Annotated in this window: 22 protein-coding genes; 8 read left to right on the forward strand and 14 right to left on the reverse strand. The window is 71.3% G+C overall.

Annotation, left to right across the window (positions count from 1 at the left end):
* Nucleotides 1–346 (forward strand): Clp protease N-terminal domain-containing protein (locus ACFWZ5_RS06630; protein ID WP_384890493.1); only part of this gene is annotated, 346 nt, incomplete at its 5' end.
* 34 nt (nt 347–380) lie between these two features.
* Here the strand turns inward: ACFWZ5_RS06630 and ACFWZ5_RS06635 are convergent.
* The 5 genes from ACFWZ5_RS06635 to ACFWZ5_RS06655 all read right to left on the reverse strand — a co-directional run bounded on the left by ACFWZ5_RS06635 (nt 381) and on the right by ACFWZ5_RS06655 (nt 3,981).
* The gene (locus ACFWZ5_RS06635) at nt 381–824 is read right to left on the reverse strand and encodes an SRPBCC family protein (protein WP_384785217.1); all 444 of its coding nucleotides are present in this window, start codon (nt 822–824) and stop codon (nt 381–383) included.
* Nucleotides 821–1,630: an ABC transporter permease gene (locus ACFWZ5_RS06640; protein ID WP_384785214.1), complete on the reverse strand. Its 810-nt coding sequence runs from the start codon at nt 1,628–1,630 to the stop codon at nt 821–823. Before ACFWZ5_RS06640 ends, ACFWZ5_RS06635 begins: the two co-directional genes overlap by 4 nt.
* Nucleotides 1,627–2,280, reverse strand: coding sequence for an ABC transporter ATP-binding protein (locus ACFWZ5_RS06645; protein WP_384785211.1), 654 nt, complete (start codon nt 2,278–2,280; stop codon nt 1,627–1,629). The genes ACFWZ5_RS06640 and ACFWZ5_RS06645 overlap by 4 nt, the downstream gene beginning before the upstream one ends.
* A 91-nt stretch (nt 2,281–2,371) precedes the next feature.
* Complete coding sequence (locus ACFWZ5_RS06650; protein WP_384785208.1) at nt 2,372–3,490, reverse strand: polyprenyl synthetase family protein; 1,119 nt, start codon at nt 3,488–3,490, stop codon at nt 2,372–2,374.
* A 101-nt stretch (nt 3,491–3,591) separates the two neighbouring features.
* Nucleotides 3,592–3,981: a VOC family protein gene (locus tag ACFWZ5_RS06655; RefSeq protein WP_384785205.1), complete on the reverse strand. Its 390-nt coding sequence runs from the start codon at nt 3,979–3,981 to the stop codon at nt 3,592–3,594.
* A 197-nt stretch (nt 3,982–4,178) separates the two neighbouring features.
* Between ACFWZ5_RS06655 and ACFWZ5_RS06660 the strand changes: the two genes are divergently transcribed.
* Entirely contained in the window at nt 4,179–5,066 is an 888-nt protein-coding gene (locus ACFWZ5_RS06660) for a LysR family transcriptional regulator (RefSeq protein ID WP_384785202.1), read from the forward strand.
* A gap of 46 nt (nt 5,067–5,112) precedes the next feature.
* The gene (locus ACFWZ5_RS06665) at nt 5,113–5,643 is read left to right on the forward strand and encodes an HD domain-containing protein (protein ID WP_384785199.1); all 531 of its coding nucleotides are present in this window, start codon (nt 5,113–5,115) and stop codon (nt 5,641–5,643) included.
* On the opposite strand, the gene ACFWZ5_RS06670 is transcribed toward ACFWZ5_RS06665, so the two are convergent.
* The 8 genes from ACFWZ5_RS06670 to ACFWZ5_RS06705 all read right to left on the reverse strand — a co-directional run bounded on the left by ACFWZ5_RS06670 (nt 5,610) and on the right by ACFWZ5_RS06705 (nt 16,058).
* Nucleotides 5,610–7,070 (reverse strand): APC family permease, encoded by a 1,461-nt coding sequence (locus tag ACFWZ5_RS06670; RefSeq protein ID WP_384785195.1) that lies wholly within the window; start codon nt 7,068–7,070, stop codon nt 5,610–5,612. The two genes, ACFWZ5_RS06665 and ACFWZ5_RS06670, sit on opposite strands and share 34 nt — an antisense overlap.
* A gap of 389 nt (nt 7,071–7,459) precedes the next feature.
* A complete protein-coding gene (locus ACFWZ5_RS06675; RefSeq protein ID WP_384785192.1) occupies nt 7,460–8,497 on the reverse strand; it encodes an aliphatic amidase in 1,038 nt (345 codons plus the stop codon).
* Between the two features lie 93 nt (nt 8,498–8,590).
* Nucleotides 8,591–9,355 carry a response regulator transcription factor gene (locus ACFWZ5_RS06680; RefSeq protein ID WP_384785189.1) on the reverse strand — a complete coding sequence of 255 codons (765 nt, stop codon included), beginning with the start codon at nt 9,353–9,355 and terminating at the stop codon, nt 8,591–8,593.
* 31 nt (nt 9,356–9,386) lie between these two features.
* Nucleotides 9,387–11,090, reverse strand: coding sequence for an amidohydrolase (locus tag ACFWZ5_RS06685; protein ID WP_384785184.1), 1,704 nt, complete (start codon nt 11,088–11,090; stop codon nt 9,387–9,389).
* Between the two features lie 198 nt (nt 11,091–11,288).
* Nucleotides 11,289–11,753, reverse strand: coding sequence for a peptidase inhibitor family I36 protein (locus tag ACFWZ5_RS06690; RefSeq protein WP_384785180.1), 465 nt, complete (start codon nt 11,751–11,753; stop codon nt 11,289–11,291).
* An 18-nt stretch (nt 11,754–11,771) separates the two neighbouring features.
* Nucleotides 11,772–13,271, reverse strand: a complete 1,500-nt coding sequence (locus tag ACFWZ5_RS06695) for a hypothetical protein (RefSeq protein ID WP_384785176.1) — start codon at nt 13,269–13,271, stop codon at nt 11,772–11,774.
* Between the two features lie 19 nt (nt 13,272–13,290).
* Nucleotides 13,291–13,833, reverse strand: a complete 543-nt coding sequence (locus ACFWZ5_RS06700; RefSeq protein WP_384785173.1) for a hypothetical protein — start codon at nt 13,831–13,833, stop codon at nt 13,291–13,293.
* 251 nt (nt 13,834–14,084) lie between these two features.
* Nucleotides 14,085–16,058, reverse strand: coding sequence for a GTP-binding protein (locus ACFWZ5_RS06705; protein WP_384785170.1), 1,974 nt, complete (start codon nt 16,056–16,058; stop codon nt 14,085–14,087).
* 38 nt (nt 16,059–16,096) lie between these two features.
* On the opposite strand from ACFWZ5_RS06705, the gene ACFWZ5_RS06710 reads away from it, so the two are divergent.
* The 5 genes from ACFWZ5_RS06710 to ACFWZ5_RS06730 all read left to right on the forward strand — a co-directional run bounded on the left by ACFWZ5_RS06710 (nt 16,097) and on the right by ACFWZ5_RS06730 (nt 21,465).
* Nucleotides 16,097–16,657: a hypothetical protein gene (locus ACFWZ5_RS06710; protein ID WP_384890495.1), complete on the forward strand. Its 561-nt coding sequence runs from the start codon at nt 16,097–16,099 to the stop codon at nt 16,655–16,657.
* Nucleotides 16,658–16,904: 247 nt separating this feature from the next.
* A complete protein-coding gene (locus ACFWZ5_RS06715) occupies nt 16,905–18,008 on the forward strand; it encodes an NAD(P)/FAD-dependent oxidoreductase (protein WP_384785165.1) in 1,104 nt (367 codons plus the stop codon).
* Nucleotides 18,009–18,078: 70 nt separating this feature from the next.
* Complete coding sequence (locus tag ACFWZ5_RS06720) at nt 18,079–19,311, forward strand: FAD-dependent monooxygenase (protein ID WP_384785162.1); 1,233 nt, start codon at nt 18,079–18,081, stop codon at nt 19,309–19,311.
* A gap of 202 nt (nt 19,312–19,513) precedes the next feature.
* The gene (locus tag ACFWZ5_RS06725) at nt 19,514–20,413 is read left to right on the forward strand and encodes a GNAT family N-acetyltransferase (RefSeq protein WP_384785159.1); all 900 of its coding nucleotides are present in this window, start codon (nt 19,514–19,516) and stop codon (nt 20,411–20,413) included.
* A gap of 212 nt (nt 20,414–20,625) precedes the next feature.
* Complete coding sequence (locus ACFWZ5_RS06730; protein ID WP_384785156.1) at nt 20,626–21,465, forward strand: endonuclease/exonuclease/phosphatase family protein; 840 nt, start codon at nt 20,626–20,628, stop codon at nt 21,463–21,465.
* Here the strand turns inward: ACFWZ5_RS06730 and ACFWZ5_RS06735 are convergent.
* The gene (locus tag ACFWZ5_RS06735; RefSeq protein WP_384785153.1) at nt 21,457–21,888 is read right to left on the reverse strand and encodes a DUF4345 domain-containing protein; all 432 of its coding nucleotides are present in this window, start codon (nt 21,886–21,888) and stop codon (nt 21,457–21,459) included. The two genes, ACFWZ5_RS06730 and ACFWZ5_RS06735, sit on opposite strands and share 9 nt — an antisense overlap.
* Between the last annotated feature and the right edge of the window lie 16 nt (nt 21,889–21,904).

Genomic DNA, 21,904 nt, shown 5'->3' on the forward strand with positions numbered 1-21,904 from the left:
GTCACAGGCCGACGAGGCGGCCCTCGCCGAGCTCGGCATCGACGTCGGGGCGATCGTGTCCCGAGTCGAACAGGCGCATGGCGCAGGGGTGTTGGCGCACTCAGGTGCCCCCGACGCGCGACGCGGCAAGCGCCGCCTCCTCGGGCTCACCGGCCACCGCCCGTTCGCCCGCGAGTCCAAACGTGTACTGGAGCAGGCGCTGCGGGTCGCACTGGGGCGGGGCGACCGCAGCATCGGCGACGAACACCTGCTCCTGGCGCTGACGGTCCGGCCCGGCGTCGTACAGGACGTGCTGCGGGCGCAGGGGGTTTCGTACGCGGCGGCGGTGCGGGTGCTCGGGGAGTGAGCTCCCCCTCCGAGCCCCATGTGCGGCCCGGAACCTACCCAGTCCGGCGCGCCAGCCCGCGCTGTCCGGCGCGCATCGCCATCGCGTGGTTGAGGTGGAAGAACGGCCGCGCCAGAGGCATCAAGCGCCGCAGCGAGGCCTTGGTGACGGTGACGTGCTCGGCGAAGGAGGCGGCGCAGCCACCGGGTTCGGCCGGGCTCACGGTCCAGCGGATGCGGCCCGTGATGTCACCGTCGACGGCTGCTTCCAGAACGCGGGCGACCGGGTCCTCGACGACGGGTGTCAGCCGGCATGCCAGCTCGTACGGCAGCAGAGAGCGGATGACGACATGGCACTGCCTCTCGGCGGTGCGTCGCACGGAGCGGATGGCCGGCCACCACAGGGGGTAGGCCTCGATGTCGGCGAGCTTCGCGTACGTGGCGTCCGGCGGCAGGGGCGACCTCCAGGTGCTGGCGAAGCGGATGTCGTGGCGGTTCATGCGCTGCTCCCCGTCGGCCGGGGCACCCGGTGTGCCGGTTGTGTGCGGAGGTGGTTGCGGGTGCGTACGAAGAACGTGGCTGATCCGAGGAGCCACATCGCGGCGAACCAGGCGGGGCCGAGCAGCAGATGGCCGTACGGCGTGTCCGCGGGGGTGAAACCGGCGGTGAAGCCGGTCTGGGTGGGGCCGTACGACGGCAGGAGCTGGAGGCCGTCCTTGTCGGCCTGCCGGTTGCTCACGGGGTTCTGCAGCATGGTGTCGAGGAGGCTGGCCATGATGATGACGAAGAGGCCGGCCAACTCGCTGTGCAGGAACGTGCCGAGCAGGATGCCGATGCCGCCGTAGCTGAGGGCGGCGGTGAACAGGCCGAGCGCGAGGAGCCCGGGCTGTACCGGGTCCCAGTACCAGCACACGATGGCCGTGGCGTACGCCGCGATGAGCGCCGACGTCGCGGTCATGGCGATGACCTTGCTCAGGAGCAGACAGCTGCGCGGATACCCGGCGAGCGCCAGCCTGCGGTCGAAGGCGAGCGCCTTGAACGTCGTCATGAACATCATGAACCCGACGATGAGCGTCACCGTGTTGAGGGCGCCGGAGACCATCGTCAGATGATTGCTGTCGACGGTCACCGTGCGGCCGGTCGCCCGCAGCAGGAAGCGCACGCGCTCGGGGGTGACGAACCAGTGCTCCAGCGTGAGCCACAGGGGGATGTAGACCACCACGAGCACCAGGGCCAGGCGGTTGCGCGCGTGTTCCACCAGAGCGAAGGCGGCGCCCGTGCGGAAGGTCTCCCAGGCCCGGCTCACCGCGCCGCTCCGGGGGTGGGGACCGGCTGCCCCTCCGCGTCCCACGGTGTCGCGACGCCGTCCCGCAACCGGTGGACGACGTCGAGCCGTTGGGCGTCCCAGGCCAGATGCGACACGACGAGCACGCACCGGCCCCGGTCGCGCAGCCGGGTGGCGACGTCCCAGAACCGCAGGTACGTCTCCCAGTCGAAGCCCTGGTACGGCTCGTCGAGGAGCAGGACGTCGGGGTCGTGCAGGAGCGCGAGCGCCAGGTTGAGCTTCTGCCGGGTGCCGCCGCTGAGCGTGGCCACCCGCGTGTGCCGGTACTCGGCGAAGTGCAGCTCTTCGAGCAGCTCCTCCGTGCGGCCGGTGCCGTCCAGGCGGTAGGCGGTGCGGAACCAGCGCAGATGCTGGTCGACGGTGAGCGCGTCGTTGAGCACCGTCTCCTGCGGGCAGTACCCGAGCGCACCACGGAGCTCGACCTCTCCCGCGTCGGCCGCCATCTGCCCGCACAGGATGCGCAGCAGGGTGCTCTTGCCGGAGCCGTTCTCGCCCACGACCCCCGCCAGGGTGCCCGGTGCGAGGCTGAACGAGACGCCCTTCAGGACGCGGCGCGAGCGGTAGGCCTTGTGTACGTCGTGCACGCGCAGCGCGTACGGTCCGGGGGACACGGGGACGATTCCTCCTGCACGGTTTCCTGAGTGGGACGTCGGCACGTGAGCCGTCGGCATGTGGCGGAAGCCGTCGGCATGCGGCGGAACGTCAGCGTCTGCGGCGGGCCAGGCTCTCGATGAGGGCTCCCCACTGCCGCCGCGCCTCGCAAGGCAGCTCCGCCTGATCCAGGGCGGCGACCGCCGACGCCACGTGGTGGGCGGCCGCCTCCTCGGCGCGCTGTCGGCTGTGCGTGGCCTGCAGCAGGCGCATGACCCGGGGGACGTCCGCCGGGTCCAGCGGCGCCGAGTCGAGCAGCACCGCGACGCGCCGCCCGTCGGCGCTGTCCGCGGTGGCGGCAAGGACCAGGGGAAGGGTCTTCTTCCCGCGGGTCAGGTCCGCGCCGACGGGCTTCCCGGTGACCGAGCTGTCTCCCCACAGGCCGAGCACGTCGTCGAGGATCTGGAACGCCACGCCGAGATCACTGCCCGCCCCGCGCAGCGCGCGCACCACGGACGGCGGCGCCTGGGCGAGGACGGCACCGAGGGCGGCCGCGCAGCCGAACAGCGCCCCCGTCTTGCCGCGTGCCATGCTCACGTACCGGCTCGTGGAGATGTCGCGTGGCGACTGCCCTTCGAGGGCGAGGTCCTCCGCCTGCCCCGCCACCATCTGCTCCACGGCGTCGATGAGTTCGTCCGTGGCGGCGCGGGCCCCGGGAGCGTCCGCGCGGACGATCGCGGCGACGGCCTGCACGACGAGGGAGTCCCCGGCGAGCACGGCGGCGCCGGTCCCGAACCGGGCCCACGCGGCAGGCCTGCCACGCCGCTCGACGTCGCCGTCCATGACGTCGTCGTGGAGCAGGGACAGCTGGTGCACCAGCTCCACCGCGGCACCGGACACGGCCGCGAACCGCTCCGGCGCGCCGACGGAACGTACCGAAAGGAGCGCGAGCGCCGCCCGGACCCGCTTGCCCGCCCGCACCAGCGACGCGGGGGAGTCCTCGGTGTCCCAGCCCAGGTGGTAGCGGCACACCAGGGCCATGGACGGGTGCAGCCGGCCGACGACCTCGTGCAGCACGGGATCCACGAGGGCGGACCCCCGGCTCAGGAGCTCCTGGCTCTCGGCGCTCCGGCCGAGGAACTCATGGCCGTGGAGATCGCTGCCGTGGAGCCCGTCGTCGTGGAGATCGTCGCCGTGGAGCCCGTTGCCGTGGAGCGGAGTCTGTGTCATCGCTGCCTCGTCCCGCCCCGTCGTCCTCAGCCGCCGTCTGCGCCCCCACCGCCCGCATAACGACTCCGGCGATCAGGGGTTATGCGTGCGGTCCGTGGCGCTCAGGCGTCCTGCGGGTACCAGCGCAGTTCCACGGTGTTGCCGTCCGGGTCCTGCACGTAGAGGGAGAGCGCGGTGCCCCGGGCGCCGAAGCGTTCGCCGGGACCGTCGAGCACGGTGAAGATGCCGGAGTCGATGACCTCCTGCCAGTCGAGCGGCTCCACCACCAGACAGATGTGGTCGACGTTGGTGCCCTGCGCCTGTCCGTCGGGCGCTGTGATGAGGTCGATGATGGTGGTGGGGCTCACCCGCACGGACGGGAAGGGGACCTTGCCGGCCCGCCACTCGTCGACCCGCACCGGTTCGAGGCCCAGCGGGCCGGTGTAGAAGGCGAGGGAGCGCTCGATGTCGGCGACGTTGAGGACGAGGTGGTCGAAGGCGATCACGCGCATGGGTTTCTCCACGGGGTCGGGGCGCCGGGGCGCCGGTGGTGGCCGGACGGGGCCGGTGGTCGCGGACCGGTGCGGTCCGGGTCGACGGCCGGTCGCGAACTGCTCTCGTCCGGCGTTGGCTTCAGCATCGCCGAACAGACATCCATCGGTCCAACACATGCTTGTCATCGGTATCCATCGCGATCCACGATGAATCAATGGACCTCCAACAGATGCGCTACGTCCTCGCGGTGGCGCGGACCGCGAGCTTCACCCGCGCCGCCGAGCAGTGCCACGTCGTCCAGTCCGCGCTCAGCCACCAAGTGGCCAAGCTGGAGAAGGAACTGGGCGCCCGTCTCTTCGAGCGGACCAGCCGCCGGGTGCGCCTCACCGCTGCAGGCGAGGCGTTCCTGCCCGCCGCCCGCCAGGCCCTGGAAGCGGCGGAGCGGGCCCGTGCGGAGGTGGCGGCGGCCACCGGCGCGATACGGGGCACGCTGACCGTGGGAGCGATCACCACCGTGACGGCCGTGGACCTCCCGGCGGTGCTGCGGGACTACCGGCTGCGCTGTCCCCAGGTGCAGATCAGTCTGCGGGCCGGAGCCAGCGAACGGCTCGTCGAGCACGTGCGTGAGGGCCTGCTGGACGCGGCATTCCTCGGCGTGCCGCCCGGGTTCCGGCCCCAGGGCGTCCACGACCGGGAACTCGCGCGCGGACAGCACGTCGCCGTGGTCGCCCCGGACCACCCCCTGGCCACGCGGCCCGAGGCGGACCTCCGGCGCCTTGCCGATGAGGCGTTCGTGGACTTCGCCGAGGGCAGCGCGGCCCGCGCCCAGTCGGACCAGGCGTTCGCGGCGGCGGGACTGCACCGGGAGGTCGCCTTCGAGGTGTCCGGGGTCGAGCTGATGGCCCCCATGGTCCGCCACGGCCTGGGAATCGCCCTGCTGCCCGCCGCGTACGCCGCCGAGCTCCACGGCCTGCGGAGCGTGCCGGTCACCGACGGGCCGGTACGGGTGGAGCACCTGGTCTGGAGCCGGTTTCCCCCGTCGCCCGCGGCCGCTGCCTTCCTCGCACTGCTGGACATCGAGGCGCAGCCGTCGGCTGAATGACCGTGCGGCGCCGACCGTGGCTCGCGATCGCACACAGGGAGCGGAAATGAAGTCAGTCAGTGAGGTCGACCTCTTGGCCGACCAGGCACATGCCGGGCAGGTCGACAAGATCGGCACGCCCTACATCGAGCACGTCCGCGCCGTGGCCGCGGGGCTCGCCCCGTTCGGGGACGAGCTGGTCGAGGCGGGCTTGCTCCACGACATCCTGGAAGACACCGACTGGACCGCGGACAGGCTGCGCGGGACCGGGATTCCGGCCCGGGTCGTCGAGATCGTCGAAGCGGTGACCAACGTGCCCGGCATGTCGTACGCGGAGAAGATCGCCCGCATCGCCGCCGACCCCCGGGCGACCCTCGTGAAGATCGCCGACAACGCGCACAACTCCCACCCGGACCGGACCGCCCAACTGCCGCCGGACCAGAGGGAGCGCCTCGTCGCGAAGTACCGTTCCGCGAGAGCCCGACTGTGGCCGGCCGCGCGCCGGGAGGACATCGAGGCGATCGTCCGCATCGTCAATCCGTCGCTGCTCGCGGAGCTGAGTGTTCACTCGGCGGGTTCGGCGGCGAACTCGGCGTAGACGCGCGGCCGTCGGCGGCGCAGCCACCAGGCGAGCGGGAAGCCCGCGGCGAAGACGGCCGGTGCGGTCAGGACGAGCACCGTGTTCACGGCCGCCGACGCGCCGGTGAACAGCTCGATGTGGTCCACGACCAGGACGATCGCCGTGGCGAGCAGGGCGGTCGCGGCGAGGGGAGCGACCACCGTACGCAGGAGCCCTTCCCGGTGGCTGACCCGACGGAAGTAGCAGGGCACGGCGAGCGAAGCGAGCAGCTGGAGCAGCAACAGGCCGATCAACCCAGGGGTGTTGACCCAGAGAAGGAGCTGCCGGTACGGGTCGGCGCCGACCGCCCAGAAGGTGAGGACGACGGCGGCGCTGAGGGCGGTCTGGGCGATGCCCGCGACGTACGGGGAGCGGTGGCGCGGATGGACGCTGCCGAGGCGGCCGGGCAGGACGCCCTCCTCGGAGAGGACGAGGACGTAACGGTTGATGGCGTTGTGGAAGGCCAGGAGGGTGGCGATGCCGCTCGTGACGATGAAGACGTGCATCAGATCGGCCGCCCAGCCACCCACGTACACGGTTGTCGCGGTGAAGAACAGGCCGTCAGGGTCCTTGGCGGCGGCCTGTACGACCTCGTCGTTGCCGAAGGCCTGGATGGCGATCCAGACGGTGAAGGCGTAGAAGAGGCCGAGGAAGCCGACGGCGAGATAGGTGGCGCGCGGGACGGTGCGCTCGGGGGTGCGGGCCTCGCGGCGGTAGATGACGGTCGACTCGAAGCCGGTGAACGCGGCGAAGGCGAAGGCGAGTACGGCCGCCGTGCCCGGGACGAAGACGTGGTCGGGCTGGAGGAAGGCGGCGGACAGGCCGTGCGCGCCGCCGTCGACGAGGACGCCGACCGCGAGGAGAGCGAGGATCCCGGTCTCGGCGAGGAGCAGGACGCCGAGGACCTTGGCGCCGAACTCGATGGAGCGGTAGCCGCCGTACCCGATGAGCAGCACGCCGGCCAGTGAGATCGGCAGCCAGGGCACGTCCGCGCCGAGGAGGGCGTGGACGGTGTCCTGGGTGGTGGTGGCGAGGAGGCCGTAGACGCCGATCTGGAGGCCGTTGTAACCGACGAGCGCGAGCAGAGCGGCGCCGATGCCGACCGGGCGGCCCAGACCGCGGGTGACGAAGGCGTAGAAGGCGCCGCCGCTGCGGACGTGCCGGCTCATGGTGGTGAACCCGACGGCGAAGACGGCCAGGGTCAGACCGGCCAGGAGATAGCCCACCGGGGCACCGATGCCGCCGAGCAGGATCGCCAGCGGGGCGACCCCGGCCATCACGGTCAGGGGCGCGGCGGCGGAGACGACGAAGAAGGAGATGTCGGCGGTCCCGAGGGAGCCGGACCGCAGGCCCGCCGTGGCGGACGGCTCCCCCTTCTTCGGGGGCTCGTTGGTGGCCACGGACATGGGGGAGCCCTTCGAGCGGCGGGGGACAGGAGCGGGACGGCGCCGCCGCCGACGAGTCAGCGGCTTTCGGGTGGGCAACTGGCAGAAGAACAGGGCGACTTCAGCGTCCCACAGATCGTCCGGCGACCCTGCGCACTCACTGGATTGACCTCACGTACTGCGGCATCGGCACCTGTCGGCCGCTGCCTCCAGCCCCAGTGCCAGTAGCCGTGCTGGACCGCCGTAACGATGCCCTCGACTGGCCAGTCAAGGTGCTCACGCAGTGCCGCAGGGTCGCCGTGACGCCAGTCAGGCCACGGACTCTCCAAGTGTCCCCCGCCCGGCCTGGCCTACGTCCACGTCCTGACCACTGCCGCCGCCGACGTCCTCGTCACGCCGCACTGAAAGGTTCACTTCTCCTCGGGGCGCCGTACGGGCAGTGAGCCCACCGGGCAGTCCGCGACGCCCACCGTGTCGCGGGTGATCGCCTCGGCGTTCTCCGCGGCCTTGGCGGGGTCGGTGACCCAGAGCCGGTAGAAGTCGAACGGGCAGTCCGCCACGCCCCGTTCGCCCTCTCCCGCGGCGTGCACGCCGGAGTAGCCGCGGTGCAGCAGCTTGAACAGGTGGTTCTGCGACTGGTCGCGGGCACGCGCGTCGCGGATGGCGGACACCGACAGCTGGGCGTACTGCACCCCGTACTCCTCCTCGCCGGTCTCGCCCAGCGTCCGCCCGTCGAAGCCGATGAGCGCGGAGTGCCCGAAGAAGGAGTACACGCCGTCGAATCCCGTGGCGTTGGCGACCGCGACGTAACAGTTGTTCGCCCAGGCCATCGCCTTGGCCATGAGCACCTGCTGGTCCTTGGCCGGATACATGTAGCCCTGGCAGCGCACGATCAGCTCGGCGCCCTTCATCGCGCAGTCGCGCCAGATCTCGGGGTAGTTGCCGTCGTCGCAGACGATCAGCGAGATCTTCATGCCCTTGGGGCCCTCGGTCACACGGGTGACGTCTCCCGGGTACCAGCCCTCGATCGGGCACCACGGGAAGATCTTCCGGTACTTCTGCGCGATCCGGCCCTGGTCGTCGATGAGCACCAGGGTGTTGTACGGGGGTTTGTGGGGGTGGTCCTCGTGCCGCTCGCCGGTCAGGGAGAAGACTCCCCAGACCCCTGCCTCGCGGCAGGCGGCGGCGAAGACGTCGGTCTCCTCGCCCGGTACGCGGGACGCGGTGTCCAGCATCTCGCCCGGGTCGTACATGACGCCGTGGGTGGAGTACTCGGGGAAGACGATGAGGTCCAGGCCGGGCAGGCCGGTCTTGACGCCCGTCACCATCTCGGCGATCTTCCGGGCGTTGTCCAGCACCTCGGTCCTGGTGTGCAGGCGGGGCATCTTGTAGTTCACCACTGCGACTCCGACAGTGTCCGGGCCGGAGGCGATGTCGCCATGGCGCATCGTGGGATCCTTCCGTCGCGTTGCCCTGCGGGGTGTTCAGCCCAGAGAACCGCCCGCGCGGGCGGCTTGACAAGCGCGACTGTCGGGTTCGCGTCAGCGGGAGGGCTCGATGCCCCAGGCGGCGGCCCGCGCGGCGGCGGCCGCGCGGTTGGGGAGGTCGAGCTTCGCGAGGATGTGCTCGATGTGGGTGCCCACGGTGCGCGGCGTGATGTACAGCCGCTCGGCGATCTCCCGGTTGGTGCGGCCGGTGGTCAGCTCGGCAAGGACCTGGAGCTCCCGTGGCGAGAGTCCGCCGGGCCGCTGTTTGTCCGCAGTGGGGGAGGGCTCCTCGGGCGGCGGGGACGCGCGGTGGGCGACGGCCGCCGCGAGGGCCTCGGTGAGCAGGGTGACCACGGCGCGCGCCGGGTCGGGCGCGCGCCGCGGCCGACGGGTGCTGACGTTCAGCATGCCGACGTACTGGCCGTCGGCGGCGAACAGGCACTGGGCCACGCCGTCCTCGATGCCGAGGGGAGACAGCACGTCCTGGAAGCCCGGGGACGACGCCAGGAGCGGCCCGGGGACGTCCCTGAGCCAGAGGCCGCCCCGGGCCGGACTGCGGAGCACGGGGAACACCGGGTCCTGGTGGAGGCGGGTCTCGATGTACGCCGTGGCGTCGTCCGGGTAGCTTCCGGCCAGGGTGATGTGCCGCCGGCGCAGCGGATCCCAGCGGGTCAGGGAGGCGTGGTCGTACTCCATCACCTCTGAGAGCGCCGCCAGGACCGTCTCGAGACCGGCCGTACCGCTGGTGGCGTTCCTGGCGGCCGCACGGACGTGGACGGCCGCGTCCAGAATGTCCGCCGTGCTCCGCTGCGCTGTCATCCCCCAAGGATGATCATGCGACCGGAATACGTCAATCGCGCAGGGTGTCGTGCACGACCTGCCCGTCCACGACGGTCAGGACGACGGGCATCCGCGGGATGTCATGGGGATCGGCCGTGAGCAGATCCCCGTCGAGAACACACAGGTCGGCGACCTTGCCCGGCTCCAGGGAGCCCTTCCAGTCGTCGGCGAAGTCCTGCCACGCCGCCTCGATCGTGTACGTACGGATGGCCTCGGCCAGGCCGATGCGCTGCTCGGGACCGCTGACGCGGCCGGCGGCCTTGGACTCGCGCAGGACCATGGTGGCCACGCCCTGGCGCCAGTCGGGGTGGGTGACGGGGGCGTCGGACCCGCTCGCCACCCGCACGCCCGCGTCGATGGCATCGCGGTAGGGCCACGCGTACGCGGCCCGTTCGGCGCCGACGAAGTCCTCCTCCATGTCGGCGACGGTCCACTTGATGGTCGGGTTCATGTTGGCGCCGAAGCCGTGCGCGGCCAGGACCTTCATGCTGTGCGCGGTGAGAAGGTCGCCGTGGATGATGTAGTGGCGGGCGTCGGGCCGCGGGTGCTCGGCGACGGCCGCGGCGAAGGCGTCCGCGACGGTGTCGCACGCCCGGTCGCCGGTGACGTGGACGCCCACCTGGTACCCGGCGACGTGGGCGTGCCGGATGATGGCGTCGATCTCGGCGATCCGCTCGGCGTCGGTCTCGCCGCCGACGCACAGGGAGCCGCAGCCCCCGCCGACGTACGGCTCGTGCATCCAGGACGTCTTGTTGGGGACGATTCCGTCGGCGAAGACCTTGACCCCGAGGATCGCGAGGCGGCGCGGATCGGCGTCGTCCGGCGTGCCGAGCGCGGTGAGGGTGCGGGCGAACTCCTCGGCGGTGCTGGCCATGCCGGTGGGCAGGAGCAGGACGCCGACGCGCGCGGTCAGCTCGCCGTCGGCGAGCAGCTGGCGGTAGACGTCCAGGGTCCCCGCGCCGAGCGCGCCGCGCATGATGCCGTCGCCGCCGGGGCCGAGGCCGGGCTCGGTGTAGCTGGTGATGCCGAGCTGGGCGAGGGCCCCGAGGGCCGACTTGACCGCGTCGATGCGCTCCTGGCGGCTGAGCGGCGGCAGGGCGTTCTGGATGAGGGCCTGGGCGCCCTCGTGGAGCAGCCCGGTCGGCTCCCCGGCCTCGTCCGCGACGATGGCGCCGCCGGGCGGGGCGACGGTGTCCCGGTCGATCCCGATGAGCTCGAGCGCCTTGGAGTTGACCCAGGTGGCGTGCCCGGAGAACGAGTACAGGACGACGGGGTGGTCCGGGCTGACGGCGTCGAGGTCGTGCCGCGAGGGCTGGCGCGAGAGGTCGGCGACGCACTCGTCGAGGTAGCCGGGGTCCCAGCCGTGCCCGGTGATCCACTGCCCGTCCGGGACCCGCCCGACGGCCTCCCGCACCGCCTCGGCCACGTCGGTGAGAGAGGAGACGGCGGGGTGGCCGAGGTCGAGGGAGAGCGGCGGCGTCGCCATGCCGAACGCGCAGCCGTGCAGGTGGGAGTCGTTGATCCCGGGCAGCAGGGTCGCCCCGCGCAGGTCGACGACGCGGGTGTCGGGTCCGATGAGCGGCGCGACGTCGTCCCGCCCGCCGACGGCACTGATGATCCCGCCGGTCACCGCGAGCGCCGAGGCGACGGAGAACTCCGCGTCCACCGTGACGACCTGCCCACCCACAAACACCAGATCCGCATACGTGCCCACAGAAGGTCCTTTCACAGAGCGGGCGCACCACAGCCACCCGCAAACGATCTCCTGAGGACTATGACCGCGCCCCCGCGCTCCGCACATCGGTCATCTCACCGATGCGCGCACCCGTGCGGCGGCAGGCCGCCGGGCGGGCGCGGTCATCGACCTCGGCCCGGGCGACCGGGCCGAGTCTCTTCCTGCGGCCAAGGGGACTCAGCCGTTGACGTGGGTGGCCCAGACGTTGTAGCGGCCCATGGTCGCCGCGGCGCCCTCGGGCGGCAGGTCGAGCTGGTCCCCGTCGGCGGCCAGGTGGCCCCAGTCGTCCTTGCCTTGGTTGTTGTGCCACGACGAGGTCTTGCGGTCGAACGCCCACGCGCTCAGCGGCTGCCAGTACTCGTCCCGGAACTGCAGGCGCCTGCCGGTCCAGTTCTCACCGTCGTACAGACACAGCCAGCCGCTGGGGCAGTTGGGCGACGCGGCCGAGCCGGGCGGCGGCACGGCGCCGACCGAGGCGTCGGCGGCCGCGTAACTGTCGAAGCAGTCCAGGCGCGGGCCGGTGTGGACGACACAGGCCTGGGCCGAGGAAAGGGGCGGCGTCGCGGCCGCCGGGGTGGTCAGAGCCGTGGCGACTGCCGCCGCGGCCAGGGGGAGAGCTGCGATCTGGGATCGACTGAGCATCGTTCCTTCTGCCTTTCGTCACTTCGAGGGGTTCGAGGGGCCGCACTTCGGTGCGCCTTCCGGACGCCAGCACATGGCCTCGAATCCGCCGATCGGCGAGTCCGGGCCTCCGACGAGGACGGACGCCTTCACCAGGAGCCAGTCCATCCGCGTGAACAGCCCCTGTTTCCCGGCCGTGCACTTGCCCGCGTGCGCCACGCCGGACTGCAGGATGCCGACGGCCTTGTCACCGGCCGGGTCGTAGAGCGGCGCCCCGCTGTCGCCGGGCACATTGCAGATGTCGGTGTTGACGCTCCAGGGGTTGTTGCCCCTGACGGTTCCGCAGCGCGTCCCGGGGAACCAGTCCTTGTTGTCCTTGACCGCGAACTCGGTGGCCGCGGACGTGGCGCAGACGACCATGCCGTTCCTGATGTCGGACTGGATGCCCGAGACGGTGTGCGGAGCGCTGCCGCTGCGGCACGGCTGGGGCGAGTCGCTACGACACCAGGCGGTGAACAGGGCCTGGTCTTTGGCGTCGTAGTCGTCGATCCAGTACTTCTGGGCGTTCGCGTTCTCGTACGGCATGATCGCCCAGTCGTAGAACTGCTCCAGGTCGTAGTGGAGCAGGTCGGGATCCTCGACGCTCACGGCCATGCCCATGTGGAAGGTGTGGTCGAGGCCGGTGTGCGTCTCGGGTTTGCCGAGGCAGTGTCCGGCCGTCAGCACGTAGGGCCTGCGGTTCTTGATGCCCCGTATGTTGAAGCCCGCCGTGCACACGCCGTAGCTCTGGAAACTGCCGTCCTGTTTGTGCCGGGGTACCTCCAGGCGCAGGCCCGCACGCATGGGCGGGGAGCACATCAGCACGTAGCACGGCCCGGGCCGGGCCGCCGCCGGTCGGCCGCCCGCGAGCGGGACGCCCGGCCGGGGGAGTCGCTCGACCCTGGCGCGCGCTCCTTCGGCCGCCAAGGCGCGCCGGGCCGCGGGCCGGGCGAGGGCGGCGGTGGCGGCGGACGTGCCGTCGCGGTACAGGACGACCTTGTTGGCCTGTTCGTCGACCGTCAGGGAGAGCGGGTCCGCGGGGCCCGTCGGCAGGTGCCGCGACAGGCGCCGCTGAGCCGCCTCCAGGTCGTGCAGTGACCAGCGGGCCTGCCGAGGACGGAAGTTGGTCCGGCCCGCCAGGCCGCGCACCGCCTGTTGGAGGCGCTCGGGCCGGGTGGTGGACACGACCACGTCGCCGTGCTTCTGGTCCAACCACAGACCGGCGTACTCGCCGGGCAGCCGATGGCGCAGCGTGCGGTCGAGCGCGGGGAGATCGCGCTGGAGTTCCAGGCGCCGTGCGGCTTCCTCGCGGTCGACGCCGAAGCGCTCGGTCACATAGCCGACGGCGGCGGCCGCCCGGGCTGTCCGCAGCCGTTGGCTGCTCCTGTCCGGGCCGTCGTCCGTACCGGAGGACATCGCGGCGGCACCAGCGGCGAGCAGGCATCCGCTCACGCCCAGAGCGATACCGACGCGGCTCGTGTGACGCAGGGGCATACGCATGTGAGTCACCTCCTCCACGTCACTTGTCCATGTCCGGCAGGGTGCCGGAGATCTTGGTGCACTGCGTGGCCTCCGGCGTGCACTGGAGCACCGACACGATCGGGCCGTGGTCATGAGAGTCGACCTGGTGGCCGACGAGCAGGCCGACGCGGACGACGCGGATGTCCGCGTTGCCGGGCGCGACGATCTCTTCGGTACCGCTCCACTTGCCGGGCGTCGTCCCGCCCGGACTGTCGTACACGCACGTGTCCGTGGTCTGCGGGGTGACCCGACGGTCGTTCAGGGGCGTACCGGACGCGTCGAACGTGACGAAGTACAGCTGGGCGCAGGGCCAGAAGCCGGCCCTGCTGTTGATCAGTTCGTAGCGGATGCCCACCTTCCCCGCATCCCAGGTGATGGTGCCGTCCGCCTGCCCGCCGCGCCCGTTGGTGAAGTAGCGGGAGATGGGGGCTTCGGGGCCGGCTTCCCGCGCCGGCCCCGCGCTCGACTGGGTCGTGCAGAGGCCCAGAACGCACACCAGGGCCGCCCCCAGGGCGCCCAGGGACCGTAATCGTGCTGCCATCGGCTCCTCCCTCTCGCGTCTCTGCAGGTTCGCGCAGCAGCTCGCACACATGCCGCCACGCGCTTTCCAGAGTCCTCAGGGAGCAGCTGGACGGTCAGCCCGATTCCGGTCACGCCCACGCTGCGGGCGCGTCGCAGGTTGGCCCGATCCCCGCGCAGCCTTCCCTACGGCCCTGGAGGCGGCGGGGACGCGCGGGTGATCGATGACGGCTGTGCTTTCCCGGGAGGGCCGGTGGGGGGTGGCACGGTGGCTCACATCCTGCGGTGCGCGTGCAGCAGGTACTCCTCGCGGTGCAGGGGGTTGTGGTCCGTGCGGGGGCGTGTGCGTGGGGTGGTGGCCGGGCGGTGGTGGTCGAAGGCCGTCTCCAGGACGCCTTCGCCGCCGGTGAGTTCGGGGAGGTCCCGTTCGAGGCCGTGGACCTGGTCGGCGGGGAGATGGCCTTCGATGACGTAGGTGTCGCCGCGTGCTTCCGGTGGGTCGGGGAGCGCGTTGCGTCGGGCCAGGGCGAGGGACACCGGGGCGTACGCGTCCTGGGGGAGCTCCAGGCGGAAGCGGTGCATCGGCTCGAGGACGACCGTTCCGGCGCGGCGCAGCGCCGTCATCAGGACCAGCGGGGTCAGGCCGCGGAACTCACCGGCGGTGCTGCGGATGCTGCAGAAGCCCGAGTGGGTCATGGTCACCGTGCAGTCGGGCACCTGCCAGCCGTACAGGCCCTGCCGCAGCGTGCCATGGACCGTCTCCTCGACGGCCCGCATATAACTCGGCGGGAGCGAGCCGAGCTCGACCTCCAGGCGGAAGACGACTCCGCTGCCGACAGGACCCGGCTCCACGCGCAACCCGACCGTGCCGAAGAAGGGGTTCCCGTCGAGGTCGAGGATCTCGTGGGCGGCGCCGGTCCCGGTGACGCGTTCGACGCAGATCGGGGTGGTCTCCCGGAACGCGACCGCGAGCCCGTACTCCTCGGCGAGGGTGGTCGCGAGGACCTCCTTCTGCACTTCACCGTAGAGGGAGACGGACAGGTCCCGGCCGTCCGGGTCCTGGCGGAGCCCGATCAGTGGGTCCTGCTCGGCGAGCTGGGTGAGGGCGAGGTGCAGGGCGCCCTGATCGGCCGGGGCGGCGGGCACCACGACGGTCTCCAGGGACGGCGGCGCGAAGACGTGGTCGTACGGGCGGTCGTCCGGCTGCCGGCCGATCACGTCGCCGATGCGGACGGCGGCGGGACCGCGCAGCTTCGCGATCTGACCGGCCCGCGCCACCGTACGGCGCTCGAGCCCACCCCGGTCGAAGACGGCCAGGTCGGTGACCTTGGCCGGTACGCCCGCGACCGGGACGCGTTCGCGGGCCCTGAGCTCGCCGGAGAACAGCCGGGCGTACGCGATCTTCTGCCCGCCCTCGTCGCGCTCCACCTTGAACACGCGTGCCGACAGCGGCCCGTCGGCATCGCCGTACTCGGCGGGCAGCAACTCCCTGATGCCGTCGAGGAGGCCGGCGATGCCCGTGCCGGTGATCGCCGAGCCGACGTACGTCGGATGCACCCGTCCGCTCCTGGTCTGCGCGGCGAGCGCGGCACGCAGCCGCTCGTAGGTGACGGAGCGCGCGTCGGCCGCGTACGCGCCGAGCAGGGCGTCGTCGTGGAGGGTGAGCGCATCCAGCAGGTTCCGCGTGAAGGCGGTGTCCTCCTGGGCGAAGGCCGCGGCCCTGGCCGCACTCGTGCCGAGGCCGCCGGTGACCCGCCCCATGGGAATCACGGGCGCGTCCAGCCTGCGCTCGATCTCGCGCAGGACACGCCCGTCGTCGGCCCCGCGCCGGTCGACCTTGTTGACGAACAGCAGCGTGGGGATGCCGAGCCGCTTCAGCGTCCGCATCAGCACGCGGGTCTGCGGCTGCACGCCCTCCACGGCGGAGACGACGAGCACGGCGCCGTCCAGGACGCCGAGGACGCGTTCCACCTCGGCGATGAAATCCGGGTGCCCCGGAGTGTCGATGAGATTGACGGAGACGGCCGAGCTGCCGCTGCCCAGCACAAAGCCGGCCACCGCGGACTTGATCGTGATGCCGCGGCGGCGTTCCAACGCCAGGCTGTCGGTTCGCGTACTGCCCGCGTCGACGCTGCCGATCTCGTCGATGACCCCGGCCGCGTAGAGCAGCCGCTCGGTCAGGCTCGTCTTACCGGCGTCGACGTGGGCCAGGATCCCCAGGTTGAGCGTGCGTGACGTAGTGCGCACTGAGTGTCATGTCCTTCAGGTTGATGAGCGTTCCTTTCGTGTGGGACATGAACTTTCGGCGCATCAGCGGGCTCCTCCGTCGCGTGGATCGTCTCGACCACATAGATCGTCTCGACGCAGCCTCGCACAGCGCACACGAGGGTGGCGAGGGGTTTTCGGCACGGCATCATCGAGGGGTGTTCGAGTTGCTGCCGGGGACCGGCCTCACCCTGCCGCGCCACGCGGGTGTCCTGCGCTTCGGGATGTCGGAGCGGGAGGCCCAGTGGGCCGTCGCGACGCTGGCGGATGTGCGCGGGACCTGGGTCTGCCGGGCGGGTTGGGCCTTCACGGCCTGCTACGAGGGTCTGGAACTGCTGGCTTACGGTGACTGCGTGGACCTCGGCGTGAGTGGTTTCACGGCCGTCCACCTCCACCGGCGCGGGCCCCGCCTGACCGAACCGTCCGCCGTACCGGTGGTTCTCCAGGACATCGACCTGTTCGGATACCCGGCGAACGAGGTGCTCGCCGCCGTGGAACCGAACCTGCACCCCACGGTGAGGCTGACGCCGCCGCCTTCTCCGGCCGATCACTTGTCGGCGGTGTCGCTCTCGGCCGGGTAGGAGCCGCCTTCCCCCGACCGACGAGGCTGAGCCGGCGTCACATGCGGTGCCCGCAGTGAGGCAGGCATGAGTACCCGTACTCGGCTGCCCGAGGACGGAGTGGACCTGCCTGGGCCTCGCCTCACGATTCGAGGGGCTGTGTCGTCGTACTGCATGAGAACGCAATCACAAGCCCACGAACAGCCCCGATACCGGGCACAGCAGCCCGTGCGGTGGCAGACACCCCATGCCGGTCCAGGAGGTAACCATGAAGATCGTCGTGGCAGGCGCCGGATACGCCGGGACCCTGGCGGCGAACCGGCTGGCGAAGAAGGTGCCGGAGGCGGAGATCACCGTGGTCAATCCGCGGCCGGACTTCGTCGAACGGGTGCGGTTGCACCAGCGGATCGCTGGTAGTGGCGGGGCAGCTACCCCTCTCGCGGAGATGCTGCGTGCCGGGATCGGGTCGCGCCTTGCGGCCGTGGGGAAGATCGGCGACGGCAGCGTGACCCTGGACACGGGGGAGTCCACGGACTTCGACTACTTGGTCCTGGCCGTGGGGAGCACGGTCTCGCCTCTGCCGGGCACGGTCCCGGTGGGAACGTGGGAGGGCGCGGAGAGCGCCCGTACGAGACTGGCGAGCCTTCCGCAGGGCGCCAGCGTGACGGTCATCGGTACGGGAGCGACCGGCATCGAGACCGCCGCCGAAGTCGCCGAAGCGCGTCCCGACTTGTGCGTGCGGCTGGTGGGCAGCCGACTCGCGGCCACCTTCTCCGACGGCGCTCGTCGTCGGGTGCGCGCCGGTCTGGAGCGGTTGAAGGTGTCGGTCCTTGAGGACACCGTGACGCAAGTGCTGGGCGGTGCGGGGGAGAAGGGCGCCGACGAGGTGCGCCTGCGGTCGAACGCGGACGGAGCATTGAGCTCCGATCTGACCCTGTGGGCCATCCTCGGCAGCATTCCCGACCTCGCCGGGCGAAGCGGCCTGGAGGTCGACGACCGTGGCCGCGCCGTCGTCGACCCGTATCTGCGCAGTGTGAGCGACCCGCGGATCTTCGCCGTCGGCGACTGCGCCGCCGTCCCCGGCTCCCGCGCGGCCTGCCAGACAGCGGGCCCCCAGGGAGCCCACGCGGCCGACACGCTGGCCCGGCTGATCCGGGGCCGCAGGCCCAAGCCGTACTCCATGGGCTATGTCGGAACGGGGCTCACCCTCGGCCGGCACGACGGGGTGATCCAACTGACCCGGCGCGACGACAGCGCGCGGCGGCAGTATCTCGCCGGCCGTCCCGCCGTCGTGGTCAAGGAAGGCGCGACCTCGGGAGCCAAGTACGGCTCGCGCACCGCCACCATCGCCTGGCTGTCCGGGCCGAAGTGACCGACCAGCAGCTCGTCTTGGCGCATTCCACGCAAGGCCGTGACGCGTAATCCCAGGAAAGGGGAACGGCATGTCGCATTCAGGTTCAGGCAAGGGAGGCCGGGCACTGGTGGTCGGGCTCGGGATCTCGGGCATCGCCACCGCCGTGCGGCTGCGACAGATCGGCTGGGAGCCGGTCGTGGTCGAGCGGGCGCCCGCCCGGCGCTCGGGCGGTTACTACATCGCCCTGTTCGGCTCGGGTGTCGCCTCGGCGCGGCGCCTCGGCGTGCTGGAGCGGATCGGCGACCGGGGCGGCCCGCGGATCGCCCTGTACGACGTCGACCGCGGCGGCAATCGCCGTCCCAGGGTGAACCTGGGATCCCTGGACGGAGGCCCCCGCCCGCTGCTGCGCGGCGACGTGGAACAAGGGCTGTTCGCGGCGCTGCCGGACGACGTGGAGATCCGCTACTCCACCGTGCCCACCCGTATCGCCCAGGACGAGTCCGGCGCGCAGGTCTCCCTGCGCGACACCGCGACCGGCACCACCGTCGACGAGCGCTTCGACCTGGTCGTGGGCGCCGACGGCATGCGCTCCACGGTGCGTGACCTCGCCTTCCCCCGTCGACGCTATCTGCACCCGCTGAACTACATGATCGGCGTCACGCTCCTGGACAGGCCGGTCGACGGGTTCGGCCTGTCCGAGGGGCTGATCCTGGCCGAGCCGGGACGTTCGGTGTGGGTCTTCCCCTTCGCCGACCGGGCGCCGAGCCTGCTGTTCTCGTACCGCACCGACGACGTCGACGCCGAGTTCGGCCGTCCGCCGATCGAGTCCATTCGCGCCGCGTTCGGCCCCGAGCCGACCGGCCCGCTCCTTGAGGGCCTCCTCACTCGCTACCAGCAGGCCCCCGACGCCCTGTTCGACTCGGTGCAGCAGGTGAGGATGCCGAGCTGGCACCGCGGCCGAGTCGTCCTGGTCGGTGACTCCGCCTGGTGCATGACCCTGTACTCGGGCATGGGGGTCTCCAGCGGGATCGCCGGTGGGGAACTGCTCGGCACCATGCTCCAACGCCACCACGGCGACATACCCGGTGCCCTGCGGGCCTGGGAGGCACGGATGAGACCGTTCATCCGCACCCAGCAGGACAGCGCGCTGGTCAGCGGGCGGCGGATGTTCACCCCGCAGGACCGCAAGGAGCTGATGGTGCGCGCGGGACTGGGTCGCCTGATGCGCGTGCCCGGCCTCGGCAAGGCCGTCTGCAGGAAGATGCTGGACAGCAAGGACATGAGGGCGAAGAACGCCGATGTCGCCGCGCCCTGGGCGTAGGTCGCCGTGCCCTGGGCGTAGGAAATCCGTGGACGGACCCGCACAAGGTCACGTACGGTGTGGCTTCACGCCCTGACATGGACGGAAGGAGGCGAGTGCCGTGCAGTTCACACCTTTCCAGCGCTCCCTTGTCCGCCGTCCCGGCGTGGTTCGCGGATTCTGACCGGGAGCGCTCCGAGCAGCCTGTATTCCGGAGGAATCCATGACCGATCCGGTCATCCGCACGCTCTCCACGAGCGACGCCCATCTCTTCGACGCACTCCCTGACCCGCTGGACGCCCGTGAAGGCCATCGGCGTACCCGGTTCCGCCCCGACTGGAAGCGCATCGCCCTGCGCGACGGCGAGGTCGTCGCACGCGGCGCGTGGTGGGGCGGCCCCGACGACACGGAGCCCGTCAACATCAACTGGTTCGACGTGGCCGAGGGCGAGGAGGAGGCCGGGGCCGCACTCCTGCGCTCCGCACCCTGGCAGGTCGAACTCGAGATGAGTCTGCCCAGCGGCTGGCGCGACGAGCCCGGCCGGCGCGCCGCCGCCGAGACACGTTTCGCCGCCGCACGAGCCGCCGGGTACGAACTCCTGGTGGAACGCTTCCTCTACCGCTGGACCCCGGAGCGGGGTCTGCCCGAGCGGCCCGGACGTCTGCGCTTCCGCGCCGAACCCGACGACACGGTGTTCTTCGACGCGTTGCGCCGCATCCACTCCGTCACCCTGGACGCCCACGCGCTCAAGGCCATCGAGGAGGGCGGCACCGAACAAGCCGCCCAGGAGGAGCTCGACTTCTTCCACTGGTGCCCCTCCCCACGGGAGTGGTGGCAGCTCGCGCACACGCCGGAGGGCGACCTGGCCGGCATCCACATCCCGGCCCACAACCCCTCCGGCCCGACCATCGGCTTCATCGGTGTCGTCCCGGAACAGCGCGGCCACGGCTACGCCTACGACCTCCTCGCGGAGTGCACCCACTTCCTCGTCGAGCAGGGCGCGGAATTCGTCACCGGAGCGACGGACCAGGGCAACTTCCCCATGGCGGCAAACTTCGCCAAAGCCTCCTTTCCGGTCGTCCGTGAGCGCGTCAACTTCCACCCGGCGGGCCGAGCGGCCTAGCGCGGAGCCGTAGCACGTGCTGAGCGGTCCGGTCCCAGGTCAGGGCCGGACCGCGGCACGGAAACGGCTGCTGTACGAGCGGCGGAAGCGCCTTCTGTACGCGCGTGTGAGAGCAATGAAATCCGGCACACCGCATGTGTCGCAGGCAATTCCGTCGCCTAGCCTCGTGCAGGGACACGTTGGATGCCAGGGGCATCCGCAGTGAGGAGGCGATGGTGTTCGGAAGGGGTACGTGGTTGCTCGCGGGCGCCGTGGCCGTGGCCTGCATGGCGCTCGTCGGCCCCAGCGCACCGAGCGGTGCCTTCTTCGTCAGGCCACTGCCCGCCGATGCCGCCAAGGACGTCGTGCCGAACCGGGTCATGACGTGGAACCTCTGCAACCCCTGCGGGGAGAGCAACGTGGACCGGGCGGCGGAGATCGCCACGTATGCGCCGCAGGTGGTCGGTCTGCAAGAAGCATGTGTGCGTGACGTCAAAAGGATCCGGGATCATCTGAAGAGCCTTTACGGGCTGGAGTACCACGTGGAATACGGGTCGGTGCTCCGGAAGCGGGGCCGCTGCGGGGGAACGCTGTGGAGTCCGGGGGCCTTCGGCCAGGCGGTCCTGTCGGCGGCACCGATGACGGACCGCGTGAACGTGGAGTACCCCGACGGCGGATCCGAGGACCGTGGGTACATGGCAGTCACCACCGCGGTGGACGGTCGGCCCGTCCGGGTCTTCATCACACACCTCGCCCAACGACGTCAGGAAGCAGTGCGGGCGGACCAGGTCGGCGTACTCGCCGCAGCGGTCGCCCGGCACGACCGCGCGATCGTCCTCGGCGACTTCAACGCCGTGCCGGACGCTCCCGAACTCGCCGGAATGTGGGCACTGGCCAAGGACACGGACCCCCGGTGCCACCCCTCGCCCGTCGGCGCCTGCAAGCCGACCACCGACTGGCACCTCAAGTTCGACTACGTCTTCCTGCGAGGCATCACCCCGCTGAAACACCGCGTGGTGCCCACCCCGTACTCGGACCACCACATGCTGCACACCGACCTGGACCTAACGTAGGGCGCTTCCGCGGCTGTCGGCCGTCGCGTCTCTGCGCAGGGCCCGCTCCTCCGCCTCGTCCGCGTCGGCCAGCCAGAAGAAGACCGGCGGCAGGACGAGCTCGATCACCGTCAGCGCGATCTGGAACCACTGCGGCCAGCCGTGCACGGCGAGGGAAAGGAGTCGGCCCACGGCACCCAGCAGGAAGACGCCGGCCAGCCACCGCACCACCTGGGCCGGGATGGGGCGCTGCCGCGCGGCCCAGAGCCACGCAAGGCCGTAGCCCGCGAAGCAGGCCCCCATGAACCGGCCCCAGCTGTCGACCGTCGTACCGGCCGAACCCGCCCCGGGGATCGCCGCGTTGCCGAGCGCCACGTGGAACAGGCCGATCGCCACGCAGGACCAGCCCATCAGTTGGGTGAGTGCGCGCAGAGCCCTGGTCATCGCCCCTCCAAGCCGT

The sequence above is a fragment of the Streptomyces sp. NPDC059003 genome, assembly GCF_042740445.1.
Classification (GTDB): Bacteria; Actinomycetota; Actinomycetes; order Streptomycetales; family Streptomycetaceae; genus Streptomyces.

What these genes read in the sequence shown, in the direction of transcription:
- ACFWZ5_RS06675 (WP_384785192.1), bottom strand. Translation starts at nt 8,497, where the DNA reads ATGCGCCATGGCGACATCGCCTCCGGCCCGGACACTGTCGGAGTCGCA.
- ACFWZ5_RS06665 (WP_384785199.1), top strand. Translation starts at nt 5,113, where the DNA reads ATGAAGTCAGTCAGTGAGGTCGACCTCTTGGCCGACCAGGCACATGCC.
- ACFWZ5_RS06715 (WP_384785165.1), top strand. Translation starts at nt 16,905, where the DNA reads ATGAAGATCGTCGTGGCAGGCGCCGGATACGCCGGGACCCTGGCGGCG.
- ACFWZ5_RS06660 (WP_384785202.1), top strand. Translation starts at nt 4,179, where the DNA reads ATGGACCTCCAACAGATGCGCTACGTCCTCGCGGTGGCGCGGACCGCG.
- ACFWZ5_RS06650 (WP_384785208.1), bottom strand. Translation starts at nt 3,490, where the DNA reads ATGACACAGACTCCGCTCCACGGCAACGGGCTCCACGGCGACGATCTC.
- ACFWZ5_RS06680 (WP_384785189.1), bottom strand. Translation starts at nt 9,355, where the DNA reads ATGACAGCGCAGCGGAGCACGGCGGACATTCTGGACGCGGCCGTCCAC.
- ACFWZ5_RS06695 (WP_384785176.1), bottom strand. Translation starts at nt 13,271, where the DNA reads ATGCGTATGCCCCTGCGTCACACGAGCCGCGTCGGTATCGCTCTGGGC.
- ACFWZ5_RS06655 (WP_384785205.1), bottom strand. Translation starts at nt 3,981, where the DNA reads ATGCGCGTGATCGCCTTCGACCACCTCGTCCTCAACGTCGCCGACATC.
- ACFWZ5_RS06735 (WP_384785153.1), bottom strand. Translation starts at nt 21,888, where the DNA reads ATGACCAGGGCTCTGCGCGCACTCACCCAACTGATGGGCTGGTCCTGC.
- ACFWZ5_RS06700 (WP_384785173.1), bottom strand. Translation starts at nt 13,833, where the DNA reads ATGGCAGCACGATTACGGTCCCTGGGCGCCCTGGGGGCGGCCCTGGTG.
- ACFWZ5_RS06635 (WP_384785217.1), bottom strand. Translation starts at nt 824, where the DNA reads ATGAACCGCCACGACATCCGCTTCGCCAGCACCTGGAGGTCGCCCCTG.
- ACFWZ5_RS06725 (WP_384785159.1), top strand. Translation starts at nt 19,514, where the DNA reads ATGACCGATCCGGTCATCCGCACGCTCTCCACGAGCGACGCCCATCTC.
- ACFWZ5_RS06720 (WP_384785162.1), top strand. Translation starts at nt 18,079, where the DNA reads ATGTCGCATTCAGGTTCAGGCAAGGGAGGCCGGGCACTGGTGGTCGGG.
- ACFWZ5_RS06670 (WP_384785195.1), bottom strand. Translation starts at nt 7,070, where the DNA reads ATGTCCGTGGCCACCAACGAGCCCCCGAAGAAGGGGGAGCCGTCCGCC.
- ACFWZ5_RS06690 (WP_384785180.1), bottom strand. Translation starts at nt 11,753, where the DNA reads ATGCTCAGTCGATCCCAGATCGCAGCTCTCCCCCTGGCCGCGGCGGCA.
- ACFWZ5_RS06730 (WP_384785156.1), top strand. Translation starts at nt 20,626, where the DNA reads ATGGTGTTCGGAAGGGGTACGTGGTTGCTCGCGGGCGCCGTGGCCGTG.